Origin of the sequence: Endozoicomonas sp. ISHI1 (assembly GCF_024606225.1) — a bacterium.
In the GTDB taxonomy this organism is placed as follows: Bacteria; Pseudomonadota; Gammaproteobacteria; order Pseudomonadales; family Endozoicomonadaceae; genus Endozoicomonas_A.
This window is the reverse complement of the sequence record NZ_JAGRPU010000015.1, coordinates 15150-37138: the sequence shown is the minus strand read 5'-3', so window position 1 is coordinate 37138 and position 21989 is coordinate 15150. Positions and strand designations below refer to the sequence as shown.

Sequence of the window (21989 nt, the reverse complement as noted above, 5' to 3'; positions counted from 1 at the left end):
GCACTAAACTCTGGGTCGGCGGGATTTCAACAAACGGATGTCTTTGACGCTGCGATTCTTAAAGAGCAGGGATGGAATCGTGACACCGACGGCCAGGGATAAAAGAATAAATATCGTATTCAGCCCATCACTGATGGTCTGCATTAAAAGATCGCTTGAGAACGTGGCGGTCTGACTCATTTCTATGAGCCCCATCATACTTCTGTAGGCGTAGACACCCGGCACCATCGGAATAACGGCAGGTGCCATGAACACAGTTGTGGGCGTGTGCACCCAATGTGCTAACTGAATAGACAGCAGCCCGATGGTGCACGACGCCAGCAGTGTGGATGTCAGCATATCGAGACCAAAATGCAGAGCTATGCCTCTCAGTCCGTATCCCAGGGCGGCCAGAAAAGCCGAAGCCCAGAATGCCCGAAGGGGCGAAGTGAACAGTGTGGCAAAGCCCATTGCAGCCAGAGCAGCCCAAACACACTTTTCTAACAGCAATCCGCTCATAGTTGATGAACCCCCAACAGTGCGGAGCTGATGACGATACCCATGGCAATAGCCAATGCGATAACGATGCCATGGGTGACTCGTGCTTGTCCGACAATGATATGACCATGCAGAAGATCAATAACACCGTTGATCAGGGGCACGCCCGGAATCAAAAAAAGAACGGAAGTGGCCACGGCTATTTCCGGCGAATGTCCCCAGTGAAACACCAGCCCCAGTCCACTGAGAGTACTGGCGACAAAAGCAGCAGAGGCGATGCTCAGGGCAAGGTTATAACCCCTGGCCAACATTTGATTACGGGTGGCAAAGCCAATGGCGGTTGCCGCACCTGCCAGCAACATGGCTTGAATTTCTCCACCGGCCAGTCGACAAAAGGCCATACCCATCAGAGTTACCATGGCCAGTAATACCATTTTTGGGTAATGAGGAATGCTTCGGATACGCTCTATTTCTGTGGCAATATCGGTCAGAGGCCAGTTTTCAAAGGAGACCTTCCAGCTCATTCGACTAATGGCGGATACCACACTGAGGTTGACTGCGTAATGGCCGACTCCTCGAAAAGCCGTGTGTTGAAGGTGGGGGCTTTTCTGGTCAGATAGAGTCAAAGTAATCCCGGCAAAGGAGAAGAACAGTTCAATGTCATAACCCAGAGCATGGGAGATTCTTCGTACATTGCGATCGACCCGGTCTGTATGAGCGCCGGATGACATCAGCAGGGCAGCAATATCCAGCAGCAGGCGGGACACGGTATGGTGATCGTACTCGGGGACAGAATTGGGTATAGCCATGAAAAGCAGATTCTGGGGCCAGGCAAAATTATTAAGAAATATAGCGTCTCAGGATGCGAAGTTCCCTGATTCAGACAGGATTTGAGCAAATAGCAGGGAGAGAGAAATACCTTCATTGGCTTATACCAGCGATGGTCCCTATATGGGCTGGTGGCTCAGATATGATATAAAGCCTCACAACTATGAGTGAAAAAGTAAATGCATCCTCCCTGATGAAAGACTTTTCCATAAACAGTAAGCGGTAAGATGAGCTGAAAAACATGCTGCAATTTTTAAAAGATGTAAAAAATATGCACTGGGCTCCAAGGCTGATTCTGGCCCTGGTCGTCTTGAAAATGATTGCCGACGTGGTTCGTGAACAGGCCATTTTTTAATCCTGAAACTGCTTTGATGGCTCGCCTCAAAAGGTCAGGGTAAAATAAACCGGAAAGCGCATAAAGCCGCTTTAGATTGAGAGAGTAGCAGAGCAAAAAGCTCGATACTCTATAAAATTTCCGGGTTAAAAATTGGGTCAATGGATTGGGAGCACGAAATGGTCTTTGTCATCCTGGGATTATTGATTCTTGTTCTGGTGTTTGGTCCTCAGATCTGGGTAAAGCGAACACTCAGATTGCACAGCGGTGATCGTCCGGATCTTCAGGGAACCGGTGGCGAGTTGGCTGAACATCTTGTAGAGCGCTTTGGTCTTGAGGGCGTGAAGGTCGTCAAAGGCATCCAGGGAGAAGATTTCTACAACCCGGAAGAATTTCTGATTTCGCTTTCTCCAGAAAACTATGATGGACGCTCAGTTTCCGCAGTCGCAGTCGCGGCCCATGAAACCGGTCACGCGCTTCAGCATCAGGAGAAACATGCCGGATTTATGCTGCGCCAGAGACGGATACGTCTTGCCATGACTATAGAGCGCTTCAGTGCCATGGCGCTCATGATTACTCCGTTGGTTTTTGCTCTGACCCGGGTTCCTCACAGCGTTTTGCTAACGATTCTGATCGGTGTTTCCGGCATGATTGCGGCTATCTGGGTGCAGCTGATTAACCTGCCTGTAGAGCTGGATGCCAGCTTTAAAAAAGCCCTGCCCATTCTGGCGGAGGGTTACCTTTCAGAAAAAGATATGCCCGCTGCCAGAGACGTTTTAAAAGCGGCAGCCATGACGTATGTTGCCGCAGCACTGGGCAGCCTGCTCAATCTTGGCCGCTGGGTTGCTATCCTCAGGCGTTAAGTTAATCCTGCAAAGGATGACCTTGCCTGAGTCCATGAGTCTCTGGTTCGGGCTGCCCCGCCGGGCCAGGGGGTGTTGGATTCGTTGAACTGATCTACTATGATTGCGAGCCTTTGTATACAGATCACCTTCGGATATCTTCATGAGTCCCTACACCTCTCCCATTTCTGAACTTCTCGGCCTGGGCTACTGCGACTGGCAGGATTGGACGGATTACAGCCGTTTTGAATTTAATGAGTCGCATATCCCGGAGCTTCTGAAGCTGGCTCAGGATTGGGCCTCGTTTGATCATGACGATGCCGAAACTGTCTGGTCACCCGTTCACGCCTGGAGGGTTCTGGGTATTCTTCAGGCAAAAGAAGCGGTGGAGCCCCTGCTGGATCTGTTCTACAAGGATGATGAACACTTTGTGATTGCAGAGTATCTGCCTTCTGCGGTCGGTCGTCTTGGCGAAGTGGCCACCGATCGGCTTTGGGGTATTGCCAGGAACAACGAGGACAATGAGGATGCCCGGGATCTTGCAATAGAGTCTCTGCGCTGGAATGCAACTTACCATGAAGCGGATCGTGAAAAGACAGTGGCGGGCCTTCAGAAGCTTCTGGAAGACAGGGAAGATGATGGAACCTATCTCAATACGGCTCTGGTCGGTGCTCTGATTGATCTGCACGGTAAAGAAGCGGTTAAAGTCATTCGCGATGCCTTTGAGCGTGGTAAAGTCGATCGCGAGATTCATGGTGATATTGAAGACATAGAGATTGAGCTGGGTCTGAGACAGACTCGCTCCTTTATTCCTGACTGGCGTTTTGACGATGCCCAGAAAGACATGCTGGAGGCTATGCTGTCTGAGTATGGTCGCATGTCTTGTCAGGAAGTGGAAGGTTTCCTCTTTGGTATCTGGGGGTCACCTCAGCAAGTTCCACCCAATCGCTGGCTTAAAAAAATCTTTGGCGAAGTACCGGCTTTTAAGGATGAACAGCAGGAAAAAGACATTCATCGTATATTGTTCAATCTATACGACACCATTGAGCGTGCTGTTGAAATGGGGCTGGATATTATTCCTGAAGACTGTCTGTCAGAAACGCCAGAAGATGAACGGTTCCCGAATCTGCAACAGTGGTCCAAAGGTTTTGGTGAAGCCAATGCCATGCTGGTGAACTTCTGGGAGGAAGTCTTCCAGCACAAGGCTATGAAAGAGCTGGAAGAATCCTGGACAGCCTGCACCATTCTCCTGAGCGTCTGGTCTAACCCTGAACAGCTGCTGGAGAAAGCTAAAAAATCGGGTGGGCCGAACATCGAGAAGATGCTCTCTGCCGTGCCTTCTGTGGCTAGAGAACTGGCTTCCCTTGGTTCGGGAATACGCACCCGCTGGGATGCCATTATGGAAACGCCCGATCCGGTTTCTGTCACCAAAATTGGTCGGAACGACCCTTGTCCCTGTGGCAGTGGTAAGAAATATAAGAAGTGTTGTGGTGCTTGATTCTGGCAAATTTGTCATCCATTAAAAATCATCGCACTCTGGAAACGGGATCTGATTGAGATCCCGTTGTGGTATCTGAAACCACCTTCACTCGGAATCAGCTACCAATCCTGCCGCCCGGCACAGTGACTCTTCAATCTCATTCCATGCCAGAGGTTCATTGTGAATCACCTCAATACGGCTGTGCTCGCATTCTTCCAGCTCCATGATGCTGACAACGCCATCCTGGGCATTAAATGCCCGGGGTCCCAGGCTGGTATGAACCACAGCTTTCAGACGTTTGGCGGGTATGCTGTTGAACAGATGAAACAGTGCATCGAAAGAAAACACCAGCATTGAACTGTACAGCCAGCCACAGCTGAAATGGCCCTGCCCCTTGTTCTCCCGTCGGATAAACAGTTCGCCATCAGGCAGTTGCAGGGGAACCGTTTCCGGCATGGCGCTGTGAGAGTGGTGCGCATCAGGATGCAGAGCGACCTGATGACCTCTGGGCAGATCCAGCCATTGGTGCTCCAATGCACCATGAGCTACCCAGGCTGTCTTGAACGCTTTGTTTTTCATGGAGCGGCAGAATTCGTCAAAACGCGCCTTGTCGGAATCCTCACAACAGTCGGTTTTATTGGCCACGATGACATCTGCCAGGGCCATCTGGTCCTGAAAATTTTCGTTATCCAGGTAACGCTGGTCTTTCAGGTTCCTGGGGTCTACCAGACAGATAGTGGCTTTCAGATCCAGTACTTCTGAATAGTGCTCACCTGAAAGCGTTTGCAGGATTTGCTCAGGATGGCCCAGTCCGGTGGGTTCAATCAGAATACGGTCTGGCTTGCTGCGGGCAATCAGCATGTTCAACCCGATCTGCATCGGCAGTCCGGCAACACAGCACATGCAGCCACCGGGAACTTCCCGGACAACGGCTCCTTTGCCCGACATCATGGCGCCGTCGATGCCGATTTCGCCAAACTCATTCACCAGCACACCCCAAGTCTCGTCACTGGGCTTGTTGGCCAGCAGGTGAAGGATGGCAGTGGTTTTACCGGATCCCAGGAAACCGGTAATCAGGTTAGTGGGGATTGCTTTGATCATGACATCTGAAACTGATTGGATTTGTTACAATATAACGTTTTTGGGGAGAGTATGGGAGAAGAATTTCCATAGACTCCCTCTATTAATGGAAGAAACTGGAAAATTGTCGATAGTTAGATGTAAGCGATTTTCTGCTCTCAGGGAGGATAGTGAGCAATGGCTGGACCAATAAATTTTCTAAAAGGCTTGGTTGGGGCATCATCTTCACAGAGTCCAGAGAGTGTCAAAAGCGAAAGGGTTGGGCGATATAATCATCGTACTGCTGAGGCTCTGGATGGCAAACCCATCCTGAGGAAATCAAAAGAATACTATATCGCTGAAGCTAACAAGCTGAAAAAGCAGGCTGGGGAGTACAGATCGAGGTATGCGAAAGACAATGCACTTCAAAGAGCTCAAGAGGCAGAAAACCATGCCAAAAGTGCCAAAACCAATGCTGAGCTCCATGCTAAGCTCGATGCTGAGCTTGAGCAAGACATAAGGTTAGCTGAAAGCAGGAGAAAAAAGCATACGGTCCCTCTGGATCGGGTCAAAAGCAAGCAGGCTAAGGATGCAGGTGGCAGACCCATCCTTGAGGGCTCAAGAGAACAAATTATGGCTGAGGCTAAAAGGTGTGAAGAGCGGGCTGCAAAGTGTGTAACCCAGATGGAGAAAGACGTGGAGCTCATGAAGGCTCGCAGTCTGAAAATCGACGCTAGAAACGCTAAAACCAATGCTGAGCTCCATATTGAAAATAAGCTTGAGGAAGCCGAAAAACAAATGGCTGAAATGAGGAGAAAAAGGCATAGGAGTCCTCTGGATCAAATTAAAAAAGCGATGGGTAAGACTGTTGATACAGTCAAACATGAAGCAGAAGATTTTCTAGACGATTTGTCACAGGCTAAACGTTTGCATGATCGGAAAATTAAAATATCCAACGAAGAAGGTGTATTGAAGAATTTGATCAAACAAAGAGACACACTGAAGTGGTATAAGAACCCTAAAGAAAGCTTCAATCTGTGGCTGGATATTGGGACGAAGGAAGCCACTATCGCCGCTCTTAAGAAGGAAAATCATCAACATGGAATGCGTTCATAGGAAAGTTTTTTTATTGACATCCCTTAGCCCTTCAATGTGACTCCCCAGCCGCCAGATAATGAATAACCCTGCCAATGTGGCGGCTGATTCATAAATAAGTTCTGACTGTTCCATCGGCGCCAACGCCAATATTAAAAAGACCGGAAGGCAGAATACCAAGGTTCTCATGGTGACGACCCAACCTATTGAAATCAGTCGAGTCCAGAACTGTTCTCCCTGACGACCCCCGTTGCAAAGCCAGGCATAAAAGATAGCAATAAAGGGAATAGAGAGTTCTATTACTTCGAGCCAGCCCGAATGGGAAAAGCTGTCATTAATGTTTTCAGGAAAAAAAAACAAGGTTAGAAACACCAGCCAACATAACAGGTACAGGTAGGTTTCTTGACCAGAGAGAGGCTTCTGCCTCAGTCGCTCTTTTAACCAGTTAATATTCCAAAACACTACGAACTGCATAATCTTACCCTCCAAACAGCTTATATACCTTAGAGGCTCTGGGGAATGAATAGTTCCCCGAGCCTGTAAGGTGCCAGAAGATTAGATCAACAGAAAACCAATGCTTGCAAACAGGGGAACCATCCAGGCAATGGGCAGCTTCCAGACTGCCAGAAGCAGGTAAGCCATTAATGCCAGGGCAACGTCTTGGGCATCCTTGATGGCCAGAGTAATGACCGGGTTGTAAAAGGCTGCCAGAAGCAGGCCCACCACCGCGGCATTAATGCCATTGATAGCGGCTCTCAGCTTTGGCATCGACTTTAGACGATTCCAGAAAGGCCAGGCTGCTGCCAGCAGAAGGAAAGAGGGGGCAAAAATACCAAAAAGAGCGGCCAGTGCATGGGAAATATTGTAGGTGCCACCGTATACACCGCCCAGAAAAGGAGCCAGGGCAAACATAGGGCCGGGTACTGCCTGAGCGGCGCTGTAACCTACCAGGAAAGCATCTGGAGTAACACCGCCAGCATGCACAACTTCAGCCTGAAGCATTGGCAGAACGACATGGCCGCCGCCAAATACCAGGGCGCCGGCCCGATAGAAACTGTCAAAGAGGTTCAGGCTGGTTGAGTTTGCCATACCTGTTATGAAAGGCAGTAAGAGCAAACCGGCAAGGAACAGAACAAAGGCAGCACATGCCTGCCGTTTGCTGCCTTTCACCCGGGCGTGTTCGTCATCCACTGACTGATCTTTATAGATGATGAACCCAAAGGCTGCCGCCAAAACAATGACCCCAATCTGGGTGAATACATGGGGAAGCAGTAACATGGCTCCTGCTGACAGCACCGCTATCGTCACCCTGGGACGATCCGGACATAATGATTTGCCCATTTTGATAAGGGCATCAGCCACCACAGCGACGGCAAACAGCTTAATGCCCTGAAGCATTCCCATAGCGGCAGGGATGCCGGATATTTCGCTGTAGCCCAGTGCCAGCAGGATCATAATCAGGGCAGAAGGAAGGGTGAAACCCAGAAATGCAGCGATAGCACCCGGCAAGCCGGCACGTTCAAAGCCTATACTCATCCCTACCTGACTGCTGGCCGGTCCGGGCAGCATCTGGCAGAGGGCTACGGTGTCTGCGTAATCTCTTTCGCCAAGCCACTTGCGACGTTCTACAAACTCTTTATGAAAGTAGCCGATGTGGGCTGTGGGTCCTCCGAAGGAGTAGCAACCCAGCATCAGGAAACGCCAGAAGATCTCAAGAATTGAATGTCTCATAAGCCATCCTTATAAATATTGCCCGTTATTGTAAGGTTGGACATATCATTAATCGAATGAAATTGGTGATTGGAAAACCTCTGCGGTAGGGTTCTGTGCAGGTATGATGCCTGTTTTTTCGCAAATGGCGGCTGTCCCATTGAATCTACTGATTGTGAGCAGGGGTTGCAGTTGAGTATGCTTCATAGGGATTAACCATCGGAGTGAACAACAATGGGTCTTGGTGGAATCAGTATCTGGCAGCTATTAATTATTCTGTTGATTGTCGTAATGCTGTTCGGTACGAAAAAGCTGAAGAGTCTGGGCGCCGACCTGGGGGGAGCATTGAAAAGCTTCAAGCAGGCGTTGACCGAAGAAGAGAACGACGCCGCTGTAAAAAAGGCCGCACAGAACGACAGTGCTCAAAAAGAAGTTTCCCATAAAGCCTGATTGTGAGTCTAACTGGTCAGGCACTTGTGAACATATTTCAGCAGGGTTTGTCAGGATTATAAACAAATGTCATCTACCACCGAGAGCAATGACGAGCAGCAGTCGTTGGTTCAACATCTGCTTGAGCTGAGAACCCGTATCCTGCGCAGCATGGTTGTTGTGCTGATTATTTTTGCCGGGCTTTTCTATTTCTCCAGTTCGCTTTATGAATTCTTTTCAGAACCTCTGAGAGTGTTCCTGCCGGAAAACAGCACCATGATCGCAACGGATGTTGCCTCGCCTTTTCTGGCGCCATTCAAACTGACCATGGTATTGGCACTGTTTGCCTCTGTTCCATTTATTCTGCACCAGATATGGGGTTTTATTGCACCAGGGCTATACCAGCATGAGAAAAGGCTGGCAATACCGCTGCTGGTTGCCAGTGTCGTATTGTTTTATACCGGAGTTGCGTTTGCCTACTTCGTGGTCTTTCCGTTGATCTTTGGGTTCTTTACCAGTACCGGCCCTGAGAGTGTCACGGTGATGACCGATATAAACAGTTACCTGAATTTTATTCTGAAACTGTTTTTTGCCTTCGGTATGGCGTTTGAGATTCCTGTCGCCACATTGCTTCTGATCTGGTCTGGAATCTCAACCGTCGAGTCTATGTCCGGTAAGCGTCCTTATATTGTCGTAGGTTGCTTTGTTCTGGGCATGTTGCTTACACCTCCGGATGTGATTTCCCAGACTCTGCTGGCGGTCCCGATGTGGTTGCTCTTTGAGGTGGGCATTCTGTTTGCTCGTCTGACTTGTCGAAAATCAAAGAAAGTAGAAACGAAGTCGTGAATCCGGGGCTCTCTATGACAGAAGTGATTTAATCACTCGGCAGGGCGCACCCACTGCCACGCTGTTTGCCGGGATGTCACGAGTCACCACACTGCCCGCTCCAATCACAGAGTTATCGCCAACTGTGACTCCCGGATTGACGCTTACATTGGCTCCCAGCCAGACGTTATCACCCAGGGTGATGGGTTTGCAGAACTCCAGTCCTGTGTTTCGGGTGATTGCATCCAGAGGGTGTCCTGCAGTGCTAAGGGTGACATTGGGGCCAAACAGCACATTATTACCAATGGTGACTTTAGCGCCGTCGAGAATCGTGCAGTGATGATTGGCGTAGAAGTTCTCTCCCAGATGGATGTTATAACCATAATCACAATAAAAAAGGGGCTCTATCCAGACACCTGAAAGGGTGCCCAGAAGTTCATTGAGGATTTCTGCCTGTTGTGTCTTGTCGTCCGGTGAAACTTGATTAAAGCGGTGACACAGTCTCTTGGCCTCCAGGCGATCCTGAGTGAGTTCAGAATCAAATGCGAGGTAATCCAGTCCTGCGAGCATTTTCTCTTTTTCGGTCATGTGGCTACTCAAGGTTAAGCTTTTTTCTCAACGGTGGTGTTATATTGTGGGTGCTAATAGTAGGTCATCGGGCTGGCGAAAGCAGCCAATATCCCACATCTTCGCAGGCAATGGGTATAATCGACTGAGGATAGACGATTGCAGGGTTTTCTGAATGCCACAAGGTCACCGCTTCGGTCATTTCTCAAGCTAAGCCTGCTACCCCCCTTGAATATTGTATGGATGCTGATTGTGGGAATGATCTTTAAAACAACAATGGGCTGGCTGGCGTGGGTCGCTCTGATTTTTCTCTATCTACTCTCTGTTGCGCCTGTTGCTAACCTCTTGGCCAGGGGGCTGGAGATATATCCTCCTGTTGATATAGGTGTTTGTAAAAAGGCCGACGCCATGGTGCTACTGGGGGCTGGAAGGCCCAGAAGCTCTCCTGAACTGGAGGGCTATCAGCCCACCCCTCTGTCACTTGAACGCATTCGATATACTGCCTTGCTGCACCGGCAGTGTGAAGTCCCCATTCTGGTCGCTGGAGGAGGGAAACGACCTGAATCGGAAGTGATGGTCAGGGTTCTGAAGAATGACTACAACGTTGATGTGACATGGATAGAAACTCAGAGCACGTCAACCCGGCAAAATGCCCGAAACAGTCAAAAACTACTGAGCAAAGAGCTAAGGGGTAAAAAGCTACCGGGTAAAGAGCAGGTTGTCGTTGTCCTGATCACTCATGCCTGGCATATGCCCAGGTCAGTATTGAGTTTTGAAAGGGTTGGCTTCAAAGTGATTCCGGCTCCCATGTCATTTGCCTCGAAAGAGATTACCTGGCAGAAGGGGACTTACTGGATACCAAGGGTTCGAAATCTCAGGGTGAGTGAATTGGCCCTGCACGAATATCTGGGGCTTATCTGGTACCGGCTGACCAACCGTTAGAAAGAGTATCGAAGGACAGAGCTATTTGGCAACGCCGCCTTTGGTAGCCCGTCCCGGGTCCAGAATCTTCTTCAAAGCCTCTTCTGACATGCCGGTTTTTTCTTTAGCGACTTCGATGACCGGGCGTTTTTCACGATACGCCTGTTTGGCAATTTCTGCCGCCCTCATGTAGCCAATCAAGGGGTTCAACGCTGTCACCAGCACCGGATTGCGGCTCAGGGTCTCTTTGATATGAGCTTCTCTGACGGTAAAATTGGCTATAGCCTTATCGGCGAGAATCAGGCTGCTATTGCTGGCCAGGGTAATGCTATTGATCAGGTTGTTGGCGATCAGTGGCAGCATAACATTGAGCTGAAAATTACCAGATTGGGCTGCAATAACAATGGCTGCATCCAGTCCTGTGATTTGGGCGGCCGCCATAGTAACTGATTCACAGATAACCGGATTCACCTTACCTGGCATGATACTGGAGCCAGGCTGCAAGGTAGGCAGTTCAATTTCACCGAGCCCCGCCAAAGGTCCACTGTTCATCAGGCGCAGATCATTGGCGATCTTCATCAGTGACACCGCTACACTGCGAAGGTCAGAAGACAGTTCAAGTGCTGTGGCCGGCAGGCTTTGGGCAGCAAAGAAGTTACTGGCAGGCTTGAAAAGCAGGCCGGTATCCTGACTCAGCTGTTTGCTGACTTTTTTTGCAAAGTCTTCATGGGTGTTGGTTCCGGTTCCCACAGCGGTTCCACCCAGGGTGAGTTGAGAGAGACGCTCCAGGGTCTGCCTGATTCGCTGTCTGTCATTGTTGAGCAGCGCTATCCAACCACTGATTTCCTGACCAAAAGTCACTGGCATGGCATCCATCATATGGGTTCGGCCGGTTTTCACAGTATTCTCAAGCTCTATCCGACGCTTTTCCATGACCTTCAGAAGATGATCCAAAGCGGGCAGCAATTGATTATGAATCAGCAATGCAGACGATACATGAATAGCAGAAGGAATCACGTCGTTACTACTTTGGCCCATATTGACGTGATCATTGGGCGAGATTTTTAATCCGGAAGAACGATTGACCAGATTACTGATCACTTCGTTCACATTCATATTGCTGCTCGTTCCAGAACCAGTCTGAAAGACATCGATAGGAAACTGATCAGCGTATTTTCCTTCAATAAGAATGTCTGCCGCTTCAATAATGGCCAGAGCATTGTCATCAGCCAGTAACTCAAGTGACTGATTGGTTCGGGCTGCGGCTTTTTTGATGCGGACAATGGCTTCAATGAAAGGGTGAGGCAATGACTGGCCACTGACAGGAAAATTCTCAACCGCTCGCTGGGTCTGGGCACCGTACAGGGCATCCCTGGGAACAGTCACTTCTCCCAGACTATCTCGTTCAATTCGCACCCCGGATAGGGGTTCTGTAGAGCTGTACATGGCTGTCGACTGTCCCATTAGTAGTGCCAGAGTCAAATGTCGCCAGGGCTTTAGCATGAAGTTGGAGTTTTTCATTGAATCGGAACTCAATCCAGTCCGGAATTCGGACGCGAACGCCAATATCATAGATCCTTATAGCCTATCGGCGGTTGTTGAGAATAAAAAATCAATCTTTTGTATAAAGCCGGTTAAATGCCTTTATTGCTACGTAAAGCTTGTTCTTTTCTTTTACTAAACGATAATACTTCGTCACTTTTTTTCACCGGATATCAAGTTAATGGACGTTCAGGTAGTCGACTATACGGCCACAGATGCGGCTCAAAAATTTGTCGAATCGCTCCGCGAAACCGGTTTTGCGGTTTTAACCAATCACCCCCTGAGTCAGGATCTGGTTCAGTCAATTTACGATAACTGGTTGAATTTCTTTAATTCTCCGGCCAAACAGGATTTTCTGTTTGATGCCGTGAAACAGGACGGCTATTTCCCGCCAGAAGTGTCTGAAGTGGCCAAGGGGCATCAGAAGAAAGATATTAAAGAGTATTACCATATTTACCCTTGGGGAAGGATTCCTGCTGATCTGAAATCAGACATTACAGATTATTATGAGAAAGCCTCTGGTCTGGCGGGTGAGCTGCTGGGCTGGGTTGAAAGTAATGCACCTTCTGAAGTGTCTGAAGGCTTTTCCGAGCCGCTCTCCCGTATGATTGAGGATACGCCTAATACGCTGTTGAGAATACTTCACTATCCTCCGCTCACTGGCGAAGAAGAACCTGGAGCTATCCGCGCAGCGGCTCATGAAGACATCAATCTGCTGACTATTTTGCCAGCCGCCAGTGAGCCTGGCTTGCAGGTCAAGCTGAAAGATGGCCGCTGGGTCGATGTTCCTTCAAAGTTCGGCTACCTGATTATCAATACAGGGGATATGTTGCAGGAAGCTTCCGGTGGTTATTTCCCTTCCACCAGTCACAGGGTGATCAACCCTACTGGTGGTAAGAGTGGTAAATCCAGAATGTCCCTGCCTCTGTTCCTGCATCCACGCGATGAGGTGGTTTTGTCTGAGCGTCATACCCATCGCAGCTACCTGATGGAACGACTGAAAGAATTGGGTGTTGTTTAATGTTTTTTTAAATCAGAAGAGGGGCGGCTGACGGACCATTCTTATTGCTTTGAATCAGAGCCCGATCTTCTTGCGCACAGACCTGCCACTGCAATCATTAACAAACACAGGAATAAAACAGGCCAGGATCCCAATAACATGAATGGCGTACTGCCTGTCATGACTTCAGCAGTACCTCTCAGTACTCCGGGTTTGAAACGTTCGATACTTTCAACAACCTGACCCTTATCGTCTATCAGAGCACTGATGCCGTCGTTGGTCGCGCGAATCATGTATCGACCCGTTTCCAGTGAGCGCATACGGGCCATCTGGAAGTGTTGCTCAGGGCCAATGGATTTGCCAAACCAAGTGTCATTACTGATAGTAATTAACAACCCACTGTCTTTTGCCTGCTGGGCAGCAAAGTCAGGGTAGACCACCTCATAACAAATATAGGTGGTAATCACAGCGTTGGGGACTTGCAGTTTTTCCTGTTTGCTATGTCCCGGACTGAATGCCGACATAGGAAGGTCAAAGAAGCTGATCAGGCCACGCAGGGCTGAATCGAAAGGAACGTACTCCCCAAAGGGAACCAGCTTCTGCTTATAGTATCGACCTTCTCCCAGACCCATAGCGATGATGCCGTTGTAATATTTTTCTTCGAATAAAGATGGCGTGTCTTCAGATCGTTCATCAATAGGTAACCCGAGAATCAAGGCACTGCTGTGTTCAGCTGCCTTACGATTGAGCCGGTTGAGCACGGATCTGGCCTGACTGTAGAAAAGAGGTATGGCATTTTCAGGCCATATGATCAGCTCTTGGTCCCACTCGGCTTTAGACAGTCCATAGTAAGTATTGATTGTTTCCTCAACATAGCCAGGATCCCACTTCAAGAGCTGAGGGATGTTCCCCTGAACAGCACTGAAGTTAATCTCTCCTACGGGACGAGTCCACTGTACTTTACCCAGTGGAACCGATGCAAACCAGAGCGCTAAAGTGATTGACAGGGCGATCAGAGGTGGGTTCCGATCCGCGCGATCTGTGACCAGTGTCGCAGTAATCAGGGCAGCGGCGGTTGCCATGAGCAGGCTCAAGCCAAAAACACCTACGACAGGTGCCCACGACTGAACAGGTGTGTCAAGCAACGCGTAGCCTTCAAGAAGCCAGGGAAAGCCGGTAAGCAGCCAGCTGCGAACCCATTCAAACAGTGTCCATAATCCGGCAAAAAGCAGGGCCTGTCGCCAGGGTGCCCGAATATTGAATCGGTGTCTGAGTCTGGCATAGAGATAGAACAGCGGCATGACCATTAAGGCAGCCAGCATCATCACGAAAAGGGCTGTGAGCAGACTGGCCAGAGGCGCTGAGGCAGCACCAAAACGATGGATACTGACATAAACCCATGAAGTCCCTGTGCCGAAGAGGCCCAGTCCAAACAAAAAGCCTCGGACTGTGGTCGTTTTTACAGTTTCTGTACGTGTATAAGCAAAGCCTGCTGCTGTGGCAACGATCAGAACAGGCCAGATGTTAAAGGGACTAAAGCCCAGTGGAAACAAGCTTCCGGCCAAGAGCGTGGCAAAGTGACCGAAGTAAAGCGTTTTTTTGTTCATAAATGGAATACGGGAAAGTCAGTTTCCTCAGCAATGACTGGCCAAGAGAGTGTCTGAGTATTAAAGCCAGTCATCATGAGTCCTCTTGGCCAGTTTGCCAGAACTAGGCGGAGCTGACTCGCAACAGTCGAATTCGACGACCGTCAGAATTCAGAACATCAAATCGGAAGCCGTTAATTTCCACGAACTCATTCCTTTTAGGCATATGTCCAAACTCTCGCAGGACAATCCCACCAATGGTATCGAACTCTTCGTCGCTGAAGCTGGATTCAAAGTGTTCGTTGAAGTCTTCTATGGGGGTCAGGGCTTTGACTATAAAAGTACGGGACTGTTCCTCAACCGGTTTGATGAAACTGTCTTCTTCCACATCGTGTTCGTCTTCTATGTCCCCAACTATTTGCTCGAGAACGTCTTCAATCGTCACCAGACCGGCTACACCACCAAACTCATCAATGACGATAGCCATGTGATTACGGTTGGTCCGGAACTCTTTCAGGAGCACATTGAGACGTTTGCTTTCAGGGATGAAAGTGGCAGGACGAAGGTGGTCCTTGATATTGAATTTGCCATTCTGAAGAATCAGCGGAAGCAGATCCTTGGCCAGCAGAATACCGATAATCTCGTCTTTGGTATCGCCGATGACGGGAAAGCGGGAGTGGGCTGATTCGATCACTTTCGGCAGGAAGTCCCGGGGCGCCTGATCTTCATCAACGCAGACCATCTGCGAGCGTGGGATCATGATCTCCCTGGCCTGCATATCGGCTACCTGAACAGCTCCCTCGATAATACTGAGAGCTTCATGGTCAATAATGCCCCTGAGTCCGGCATCATTGAGCAGAGTCAGCAACTCATTCCGGTTTTGAGGGTCCTGAGTGAACAGAGCCGCCAGTTTGTCTTTCCATGTCGGGGCGGGCGAGTCGCCCGGAGCAGTGTCGTCGTTCATTACCTTGTATTACCGTGAAGGCCTTCTCATGGCAACATCTTCATGATTCGGCCAGCCTCTCCTATGATGATGATCCGCTCTTTTCAGACTGGTACGGATCAGGAAAACCCAGGCTCTCGAGAATCGCTGTTTCCAGAGATTCCATTGCCTCGGCTTCGTCTTCTTGAATGTGGTCATAACCCAGCAGGTGCAGTGTGCCATGAACCATCATGTGAGCCCAGTGTGCCTGAAGGGTTTTGTTCTGTTCCCTTGCTTCACGTTCAACGACGGGTGTGCAGATGACCAGATCGCCCAAAAGAGGCAGATTGAGTGCTTTCGGCAGGTCAGAGGGAAAAGACAGAACGTTGGTAGGCCCGTCTTTCTGACGCCATTGTCGATTGAGTTCTGCACCTTCGTCGCTGTCAACAATTCGCAGGCTGATTTCGGCTTCTTTGCGATGATCACCGATAGCCGCCGCTGCCCATTTATGCAGATCAGCTTCTGAGGGGAGCCTGGGGCTCTCGCTGGCTATTTGAATGTCGACATGGACGTTTGCAGACATTACTGCACCCCTGCAACAGACTTGTTCTGATTCGCCTGATCAAAGCGATCATAAGCCTGCACAATTCTCTGGACAATCGGGTGACGAACAACGTCTTTAGCGCTAAACCAGGTGAAACCGATACCGTCCACACCTTTGAGAACATCGATGGCATGAGCCAGACCAGAGCGGGTACCTCTGGGCAGGTCGACCTGGGTAATGTCACCGGTAATCACGGCCGTTGAGCCAAAGCCGATACGGGTCAGGAACATTTTCATCTGTTCCGGCGTCGTGTTCTGGGCTTCATCAAGAATAATGTATGAGTTGTTAAGGGTGCGACCACGCATGTAAGCGAGGGGTGCAACCTCGATCACATTTTTCTCGATCAGCTTGTCTACTCGTTCAAAGCCAAGCATTTCATAGAGTGCATCGTAGAGAGGGCGCAGATAAGGATCGATCTTTTGAGACAGGTCACCCGGCAGGAAACCCAGCTTTTCACCGGCTTCGACAGCAGGCCTGACCAACAGGATTCGACGTATTTCTTCGTCTTCCAGGGCCTGGACGGCGGCTGCAACAGCCAGATAGGTCTTGCCGGTGCCCGCCGGACCAATACCGAAATTGATATCGTGAGTAAGAATGGAGCGAACATATTTCTGCTGGTTCTCACCCCTTGGGGTGACTGTACCCTTGCGGGTTCGCAGAGCGATCAGGTTGTCGGACCTGGGTTCGTGGATCCATTCAACCGCAGACTCTTGGAGGTAGAGGTGCACTGTCTCAGCCGTCAGGTGTCCCGTTTTTCCGGTCTCCCTGTAGAGACGCTTGAGAATCTCAGAAGCCGCCTGGGCATTTCGATCTTCACCCCTGACCGTGAACTGGTTGCCACGATAACGAATATCAACGCCAAGGCGCTGTTCTATTTGTTTCAGGTGCTGATTGAATTGTCCGCAGAGCTCTGCGAATCGACGTGGATCGTCCGGTTCTAGGAGAAACTGGCAGGTCCTACCTGCATTTTTTGTCGGTGTTGCCTGGATCTGGGTATTCAAGTCGAGAGTTCAGCTCTTACTGCGATTCATATAGGGTAAGCATATACTGCAGTCCGATTCTTGCCGCATTTTATTCGCCATGGTTGTTTATTCGCTATGGCTGTCTTTTGCAGGATACTCATAGCGGGCATAAAGCGTGAATCAGACTGCCGACAAGTCTGATTTTACCGAAGGTTTTGATAATGTCATCTGTTAATCACTTCATTCTTTCTGATCAGAGAATATGTTCCAGCCCATAAACCAATTCAGCCTTGTCATGAATGTACTCACTGGCCATAAGAATGCCAGGCATATAGCTCGTGCGTTCAATGGAATCATGACGGATGGTCAGATATTGACCACTGTCGCCCAGGATCACTTCCTGAGACGCTACAAAGCCCGGCATACGTATAGCGTGAAGTTTTATTCCCTTGTAATCACCGCCTCGTGAGCCTTCAATGTTGGCAACCTGATCATGAGTTCCACTATTGAATTTCTCGCGCTCTTCGCTCATCAGTTCGGCTGTTTTTACGGCCGTGCCCGATGGAAAGTCCACTTTTTGCTGGTGGTGGTATTCAATGATCTCAGCGTATTCGTAATAACGAGCAGCCTGTTTGGCAAACTGCTGCATGAGTACGTTACCCACGATGAAATTAGGCGCAATAAAGCAGCCCTTGCCGGTTTCCCTGACCCAGCCACGAATAGTTTCCAGATCGTCAGGCGTAAAGCCGGTGGTGCCCACTACGGCAGAAGCACCAGAGAACAAGGTGTTCTTCACGGTTTCCATACGAATTTCCGGACGGGTGAAGTCAACCACAATATCGGCGGCGTTGTTTTTCACTTCCGCGGCCAGATCGTCGCCCAGATCGATAGTAGCGGCCAGTTCCAGACGGCTGTGTTTTTGAACAAACTCAACCACTGTTTGTCCCATTTTGCCCTTGGCTCCGTTCACAGCGACTCTCAAAACTGACATGGTATGCTCCGCAATATTGTCTGATGTCATGGGAATGCCGCCCGAGGGGCGTCAGGTGGCATGCAGGTGGAGTGAGGACACTGTAGCGGATCAGGTGAAACTGTCAATGGTCGACCGGATAGCCTGTAAGAAAAGAAAATAAGTTTCAACGCAATGTACTATTCTTTGAGCCTGTCAATGTCCCGGTTACTGATTAACCAGTAATGTTAAACAGTGGGTGGTGGATGTTTAATATGCCTCGCTATTCAAAGAAACGTAAATCTGCTGTTTTACAGAAGCTTCTATCCGCTTTGTAACGCCTGTACAACGGCACGAGAAAAGGGATCAAAAGATTCTTGAGCATCGGGACCGGGTTTACAGCATAGCTCGAGAAGCGAACCCTTCACGGTGGTCAGGGCAAACCAGTAACTGGCAACCTGCAGGAGCGGTAGCATTGAACCCGGAGAGAATTCCGGAGTCGGAGGCACGCTTGAAACAGGCGGCCTAAAATTCAGTTTGCGGGACAACTATCTTGAAAAACACCGACAGTCATAACATCATCAGTCCCAACCAAACAAGTGGCAATATTAATAATGCCAGAGGTACCAATAAAAGTTGCCCCAATAAGAGCAGAGCCAACAGCACCAATAAAAGCATAGGTAGCAATTTGAGATAATTTTCTGGTTACCCGTTCACGCAATGATCGAGGCATGTTCTCAAGAATATATGACGGCACTGCAGACCTACAACTAGGACAAGTCTCAGATTGGTCAAACCATTTAGCAATACATTTTCTTCCAAAAACATGAGATTCATGGCACGGAAGAATCACTTTTTTATTATCACATCGAAGATCTTCATTATCTTTTTCATTAAAAGAACCGAAACAGATTTGACATGCATCCGCAACACTCATTGTCATAAAATAAACTCCATTTCTGTTCATTAGTAAATAATGAGATAAAAAACTGGCAGAAAAGTTCCCCAATTTTTATGACTTACCCTGTGAAAAGCCATGACGATGCCAGGCGGAAGAACTGATGCCTCGTCATCGTCATTCCCGCCTTCATTCTCGTCATTCCCGCCTTCATTCTCGTCATTCCCGCCTTCATTCTCGTCATTCCCGCGAAGTAGGGCTTTTGCAACGCCCTCCTTCGCGGGAATGACGACCTCAGAGCATGGTAACGAGCTGTTGGAGTTTTGCGACACCCTCGATAGGGCGGGGAGTGTCAGAAAGCCATCAACTAAATCATGCTGTTTTATGAACGCGATAATCCCCTTTAGAACTCTGGAGTCAGAACATGGTAAATCAGACCACTTTACTTCGACACACCAGCAAGGTTTTTGAGTTGCAAGATTTAACCAAACTATATCAACTTCACCTGCCTTCTAACGAGCATAGTGTAAGTTTTCTATATCGGTATTATGTACCCACTGACTGAAGATTGCGGTTTCTGTCAGGGCCCCATTGCTTCATGGCTTTCCTCAACAGGACCAAAAAGAGCTGCCCTCATTGAAGGATTTGTAAGATATACCTTTAATGTCAAGAGATTGATCCTGGTTCGATTTTGGAGGGCTGACGCCTGCTTTAGCCATGCCGCCCAGGCACGGAACCGGAGGCATTTGGTCCGGCATGAGCATGAACTCATGGGGTGGAAGTCCCCCGTAGGTAAACCAGTATTCGATCTTGCGCCATCCTTCATCATTTTGTTGGGTCTAATGGACATTCTAACGGCCGACACATGAAATTCGTTGGTGTGCTGGCGAGTTTTTTCCCGGTTTTTGTAAGCAGGCATGAGTTGACCGTTTCAGTTAGGTTTGAGTGTCTGTTAAAACGGAGGAGGTTCACAGTCCCTGAAAAATTCTGTTAGGTGTTTTAACCATATGGTTAGGTTATCCGGGAAACTAACAAGCTACCCAACAATCTAAATGTCATGATATGAGAATTAAAGAAGGAGGAATGCAGTATGTTTGGAGCAATTGGTCAAAGTGTTGGTATGCAACAGTACTCTCATTGTGGGCTTGGAAGAGCAGACCTTCTATTAATGAGTATTGGTCCTGAGCGATACTCCTTAGAAAGATGGGAAGAAGTTTTGAAAAATATTAAGCCTGATATTTCTGATGCTGTTGGGATCAGTCCATTGCAGTATGTGATCCGTTCAATAGATTATTGCTCTACGGATAACGTACCTTCCGAAAAGCTGGTAAGCATTATTAAACTTTTGATTAGCTATGGGGCGGATTGCAATTATTCAAATGGCTCTCTTCATTCTCCTTTACACATGCTTTGCTCAAATAGATGGGATGATTTACCACACCTCAGAGAACTTGCTTTTGAACAAGTAAGAAATAATGGAATTGAACCTGACTCTCTTATGTCTGATGGCGAACCTCTACTTTTAGCTATGTCACATCATCCAGATCGGTGTTCTTTAATGGCTTGGGAAGCTGTATTGAATAAAGGGCTAAGTCCTAATGTTTCTGGTTATTTTGGAGAGACCCCATTGATTAAAGTAATACAAAGTAGCACTAAGTACGATGTTCCTTTTAAAGAACTAGCACCTATTATTGAACTTTTGATTAAGCGTGGAGCAGATTGCAATCAACTTAATAACACTGGTGATACTGTTCTACAAATACTCTGTTCAAAAGAATGGGGTAATTTTCCAAAGCTCATAGAACTTGCGTTTGAACAAGTAAGAAATAATGGAATTGAACCTGATTCTCTTATGTTTGATGACAAACCTCTACTTTTTGCTATGTCAATTCATCCAGATCGGTATTCTTTAACGGCTTGGGAAACTGTATTGAACAATGGGATAAATCCTAATATTTCTTATTGTGAAGAGATCCCATTGATTGAAGTAATACAAAGTAGCACTAATGAAAATGTTCCTTTTGAAGAACTAGTACCTATTATTGAGCTTTTGATTAAGCATGGAGCAGATTGCAATCAAGCAAATTACAATGGCGATACTGCTCTACAAATACTTTTCTCAAAAAAATGGGATGAATTTCCAAAGCTCAGAGAACTTGCGCTTGAACAAAAAAGAAATAATGGAATTGAATCTGACTCTCTTATGTCTAATGGCGAACGTCTACTTTTAGGTATGTCAATTTATCCAGATCGGTATTCTTTAATGACTTGGGAAACTGTGTTGCATAAAGGGCTAAATCCTAATATTTCTGATAGATTCGGAATCAGTCCATTGAGGTATGTGATCTATTCAATGGATCGTAACCCTATGGATGACGAACGTTCCCAAAAGCTGGAAAGCATTATTAAACTTTTGATTAAGTGTGGAGCAGATTGCAATGAAGCAAATGGCGCTGGTGATACTGCTCTAGAAAGTCTTTGCTTACAAAAATGGGATGATTTTCCAAAGCTCAGAGAACTTGCGTTTGAACAAATAAGGAATAATGGAATTGAGCCTGACTCTCTTATGGGTCATGGCAAACCTCTACTTACAGCTATGTCAGAGTATCCAGAGCAGCATTCTAAGTTAGGTCTCAGAAGCATTATTAGATATGGAGTTCTTCCTGTTTTGAAAGAAGATGCATCTGAAGAATCTGCAGCAGAAAAACCAAACTTGGACTGTGACTTTAACGATGAGTTAGAAAAACACAAAGCCTATTTTTGTGCTCGCCCTCTTGAATATCGCTGCATTTGTGCTGTAGATAGAAATTCAAGGGGACAGGAACTGACAATGCTTCCCAGACAAATGCAGAAAAATATTAAACACTTATTTTATTCATAAGTTTATTTTTTACGGAAACACCTGACAAGTCTGTAGAAAAACCACCCCAAACGGCATTTTAGGACATCCGCCTTGCCA

The 21989-nt window shown here is 48.1% G+C and carries 20 protein-coding genes and 2 pseudogenes; 9 read left to right on the top strand and 13 right to left on the bottom strand.

Going from position 1 to position 21989, the window contains the following annotated elements; all coding sequences use genetic code 11:
* Positions 1–3: 3 nt before the first annotated feature.
* Together KBW69_RS11215 and KBW69_RS11210 are read right to left on the bottom strand one after the other, a co-directional pair.
* Positions 4–498 (bottom strand): threonine/serine exporter family protein, encoded by a 495-nt coding sequence (locus tag KBW69_RS11215; RefSeq protein WP_257274858.1) that lies wholly within the window; start codon positions 496–498, stop codon positions 4–6.
* Entirely contained in the window at positions 495–1286 is a 792-nt protein-coding gene (locus KBW69_RS11210; RefSeq protein WP_257280905.1) for a threonine/serine exporter ThrE family protein, read from the bottom strand. The genes KBW69_RS11215 and KBW69_RS11210 overlap by 4 nt, the downstream gene beginning before the upstream one ends.
* A 532-nt stretch (positions 1287–1818) precedes the next feature.
* Here KBW69_RS11210 and KBW69_RS11205 point away from each other — a divergent pair.
* The 3 genes and pseudogenes from KBW69_RS11205 to KBW69_RS23775 form a co-directional block, all read left to right on the top strand.
* The gene (locus KBW69_RS11205; RefSeq protein WP_257275854.1) at positions 1819–2502 is read left to right on the top strand and encodes a zinc metallopeptidase; all 684 of its coding nucleotides are present in this window, start codon (positions 1819–1821) and stop codon (positions 2500–2502) included.
* A gap of 142 nt (positions 2503–2644) precedes the next feature.
* Positions 2645–3688, top strand: a pseudogene (locus tag KBW69_RS11200) (UPF0149 family protein); the annotation flags it as partial.
* A gap of 222 nt (positions 3689–3910) precedes the next feature.
* Positions 3911–3979, top strand: a pseudogene (locus KBW69_RS23775) (SEC-C metal-binding domain-containing protein); the annotation flags it as partial.
* Between the two features lie 87 nt (positions 3980–4066).
* Here KBW69_RS23775 and KBW69_RS11195 read toward each other — a convergent pair.
* Positions 4067–5062, bottom strand: coding sequence for a GTP-binding protein (locus KBW69_RS11195; RefSeq protein ID WP_257280903.1), 996 nt, complete (start codon positions 5060–5062; stop codon positions 4067–4069).
* Positions 5063–5218: 156 nt separating this feature from the next.
* Here KBW69_RS11195 and KBW69_RS11190 point away from each other — a divergent pair, with 156 nt between their 5' ends.
* Positions 5219–6136: a hypothetical protein gene (locus tag KBW69_RS11190; RefSeq protein WP_257280902.1), complete on the top strand. Its 918-nt coding sequence runs from the start codon at positions 5219–5221 to the stop codon at positions 6134–6136.
* Here the strand turns inward: KBW69_RS11190 and KBW69_RS11185 are convergent.
* Both KBW69_RS11185 and chrA read right to left on the bottom strand, forming a co-directional pair.
* Complete coding sequence (locus KBW69_RS11185) at positions 6131–6589, bottom strand: hypothetical protein (protein WP_257275616.1); 459 nt, start codon at positions 6587–6589, stop codon at positions 6131–6133. The genes KBW69_RS11190 and KBW69_RS11185 overlap by 6 nt on opposite strands.
* An 81-nt stretch (positions 6590–6670) precedes the next feature.
* Positions 6671–7846 carry a chromate efflux transporter gene (chrA, locus tag KBW69_RS11180; RefSeq protein WP_257280901.1) on the bottom strand — a complete coding sequence of 392 codons (1176 nt, stop codon included), beginning with the start codon at positions 7844–7846 and terminating at the stop codon, positions 6671–6673.
* Between the two features lie 213 nt (positions 7847–8059).
* On the opposite strand from chrA, the gene tatA reads away from it, so the two are divergent.
* Positions 8060–8275, top strand: coding sequence for a twin-arginine translocase TatA/TatE family subunit (gene tatA, locus KBW69_RS11175; RefSeq protein WP_257276486.1), 216 nt, complete (start codon positions 8060–8062; stop codon positions 8273–8275).
* 66 nt (positions 8276–8341) lie between these two features.
* Positions 8342–9100: a twin-arginine translocase subunit TatC gene (tatC, locus tag KBW69_RS11170; protein WP_257280900.1), complete on the top strand. Its 759-nt coding sequence runs from the start codon at positions 8342–8344 to the stop codon at positions 9098–9100.
* A 12-nt stretch (positions 9101–9112) separates the two neighbouring features.
* Here the strand turns inward: tatC and KBW69_RS11165 are convergent, their stop codons facing one another.
* Complete coding sequence (locus KBW69_RS11165) at positions 9113–9667, bottom strand: sugar O-acetyltransferase (RefSeq protein ID WP_306671227.1); 555 nt, start codon at positions 9665–9667, stop codon at positions 9113–9115.
* A gap of 237 nt (positions 9668–9904) precedes the next feature.
* On the opposite strand from KBW69_RS11165, the gene KBW69_RS11160 reads away from it, so the two are divergent.
* Positions 9905–10588, top strand: coding sequence for a YdcF family protein (locus tag KBW69_RS11160; protein ID WP_257280899.1), 684 nt, complete (start codon positions 9905–9907; stop codon positions 10586–10588).
* A 21-nt stretch (positions 10589–10609) separates the two neighbouring features.
* On the opposite strand, the gene KBW69_RS11155 is transcribed toward KBW69_RS11160, so the two are convergent.
* Complete coding sequence (locus KBW69_RS11155) at positions 10610–12013, bottom strand: aspartate ammonia-lyase (protein ID WP_257280956.1); 1404 nt, start codon at positions 12011–12013, stop codon at positions 10610–10612.
* A 277-nt stretch (positions 12014–12290) separates the two neighbouring features.
* Between KBW69_RS11155 and KBW69_RS11150 the strand changes: the two genes are divergently transcribed.
* Entirely contained in the window at positions 12291–13130 is an 840-nt protein-coding gene (locus KBW69_RS11150) for an isopenicillin N synthase family oxygenase (protein ID WP_257280898.1), read from the top strand.
* 41 nt (positions 13131–13171) lie between these two features.
* On the opposite strand, the gene lnt is transcribed toward KBW69_RS11150, so the two are convergent.
* The 6 genes from lnt to KBW69_RS11115 all read right to left on the bottom strand — a co-directional run bounded on the left by lnt (position 13172) and on the right by KBW69_RS11115 (position 19075).
* Positions 13172–14716 (bottom strand): apolipoprotein N-acyltransferase, encoded by a 1545-nt coding sequence (lnt, locus tag KBW69_RS11145; protein WP_257280897.1) that lies wholly within the window; start codon positions 14714–14716, stop codon positions 13172–13174.
* A 103-nt stretch (positions 14717–14819) separates the two neighbouring features.
* On the bottom strand, positions 14820–15659 hold the full coding sequence (locus KBW69_RS11140; RefSeq protein ID WP_257280896.1) for an HlyC/CorC family transporter: 840 nt from the start codon (positions 15657–15659) through the stop codon (positions 14820–14822).
* A 61-nt stretch (positions 15660–15720) separates the two neighbouring features.
* Positions 15721–16200, bottom strand: coding sequence for an rRNA maturation RNase YbeY (gene ybeY / locus KBW69_RS11135; protein ID WP_257280895.1), 480 nt, complete (start codon positions 16198–16200; stop codon positions 15721–15723).
* Positions 16200–17222, bottom strand: coding sequence for a PhoH family protein (locus tag KBW69_RS11130; protein ID WP_257276496.1), 1023 nt, complete (start codon positions 17220–17222; stop codon positions 16200–16202). The genes ybeY and KBW69_RS11130 overlap by 1 nt, the downstream gene beginning before the upstream one ends.
* Before the next feature lie 214 nt (positions 17223–17436).
* Positions 17437–18174, bottom strand: a complete 738-nt coding sequence (gene dapB, locus KBW69_RS11125) for a 4-hydroxy-tetrahydrodipicolinate reductase (protein WP_257280894.1) — start codon at positions 18172–18174, stop codon at positions 17437–17439.
* Positions 18175–18664: 490 nt separating this feature from the next.
* Entirely contained in the window at positions 18665–19075 is a 411-nt protein-coding gene (locus KBW69_RS11115; protein WP_257280893.1) for an RING finger domain-containing protein, read from the bottom strand.
* Between the two features lie 1045 nt (positions 19076–20120).
* Between KBW69_RS11115 and KBW69_RS11110 the strand changes: the two genes are divergently transcribed.
* On the top strand, positions 20121–21911 hold the full coding sequence (locus KBW69_RS11110; protein WP_257280892.1) for a hypothetical protein: 1791 nt from the start codon (positions 20121–20123) through the stop codon (positions 21909–21911).
* The last annotated feature ends 78 nt before the right edge of the window (positions 21912–21989 follow it).

Coding starts and splice junctions, on each gene's coding strand:
- KBW69_RS11215 (WP_257274858.1), bottom strand. CDS start 498: ATGAGCGGATTGCTGTTAGAAAAGTGTGTTTGGGCTGCTCTGGCTGCA.
- KBW69_RS11210 (WP_257280905.1), bottom strand. CDS start 1,286: ATGGCTATACCCAATTCTGTCCCCGAGTACGATCACCATACCGTGTCC.
- KBW69_RS11205 (WP_257275854.1), top strand. CDS start 1,819: ATGGTCTTTGTCATCCTGGGATTATTGATTCTTGTTCTGGTGTTTGGT.
- KBW69_RS11195 (WP_257280903.1), bottom strand. CDS start 5,062: ATGATCAAAGCAATCCCCACTAACCTGATTACCGGTTTCCTGGGATCC.
- KBW69_RS11190 (WP_257280902.1), top strand. CDS start 5,219: ATGGCTGGACCAATAAATTTTCTAAAAGGCTTGGTTGGGGCATCATCT.
- KBW69_RS11185 (WP_257275616.1), bottom strand. CDS start 6,589: ATGCAGTTCGTAGTGTTTTGGAATATTAACTGGTTAAAAGAGCGACTG.
- chrA (WP_257280901.1), bottom strand. CDS start 7,846: ATGAGACATTCAATTCTTGAGATCTTCTGGCGTTTCCTGATGCTGGGT.
- tatA (WP_257276486.1), top strand. CDS start 8,060: ATGGGTCTTGGTGGAATCAGTATCTGGCAGCTATTAATTATTCTGTTG.
- tatC (WP_257280900.1), top strand. CDS start 8,342: ATGTCATCTACCACCGAGAGCAATGACGAGCAGCAGTCGTTGGTTCAA.
- KBW69_RS11165 (WP_306671227.1), bottom strand. CDS start 9,667: ATGACCGAAAAAGAGAAAATGCTCGCAGGACTGGATTACCTCGCATTT.
- KBW69_RS11160 (WP_257280899.1), top strand. CDS start 9,905: ATGATCTTTAAAACAACAATGGGCTGGCTGGCGTGGGTCGCTCTGATT.
- KBW69_RS11155 (WP_257280956.1), bottom strand. CDS start 12,013: ATGTACAGCTCTACAGAACCCCTATCCGGGGTGCGAATTGAACGAGAT.
- KBW69_RS11150 (WP_257280898.1), top strand. CDS start 12,291: ATGGACGTTCAGGTAGTCGACTATACGGCCACAGATGCGGCTCAAAAA.
- lnt (WP_257280897.1), bottom strand. CDS start 14,716: ATGAACAAAAAAACGCTTTACTTCGGTCACTTTGCCACGCTCTTGGCC.
- KBW69_RS11140 (WP_257280896.1), bottom strand. CDS start 15,659: ATGAACGACGACACTGCTCCGGGCGACTCGCCCGCCCCGACATGGAAA.
- ybeY (WP_257280895.1), bottom strand. CDS start 16,200: ATGTCTGCAAACGTCCATGTCGACATTCAAATAGCCAGCGAGAGCCCC.
- dapB (WP_257280894.1), bottom strand. CDS start 18,174: ATGTCAGTTTTGAGAGTCGCTGTGAACGGAGCCAAGGGCAAAATGGGA.
- KBW69_RS11115 (WP_257280893.1), bottom strand. CDS start 19,075: ATGACAATGAGTGTTGCGGATGCATGTCAAATCTGTTTCGGTTCTTTT.
- KBW69_RS11110 (WP_257280892.1), top strand. CDS start 20,121: ATGTTTGGAGCAATTGGTCAAAGTGTTGGTATGCAACAGTACTCTCAT.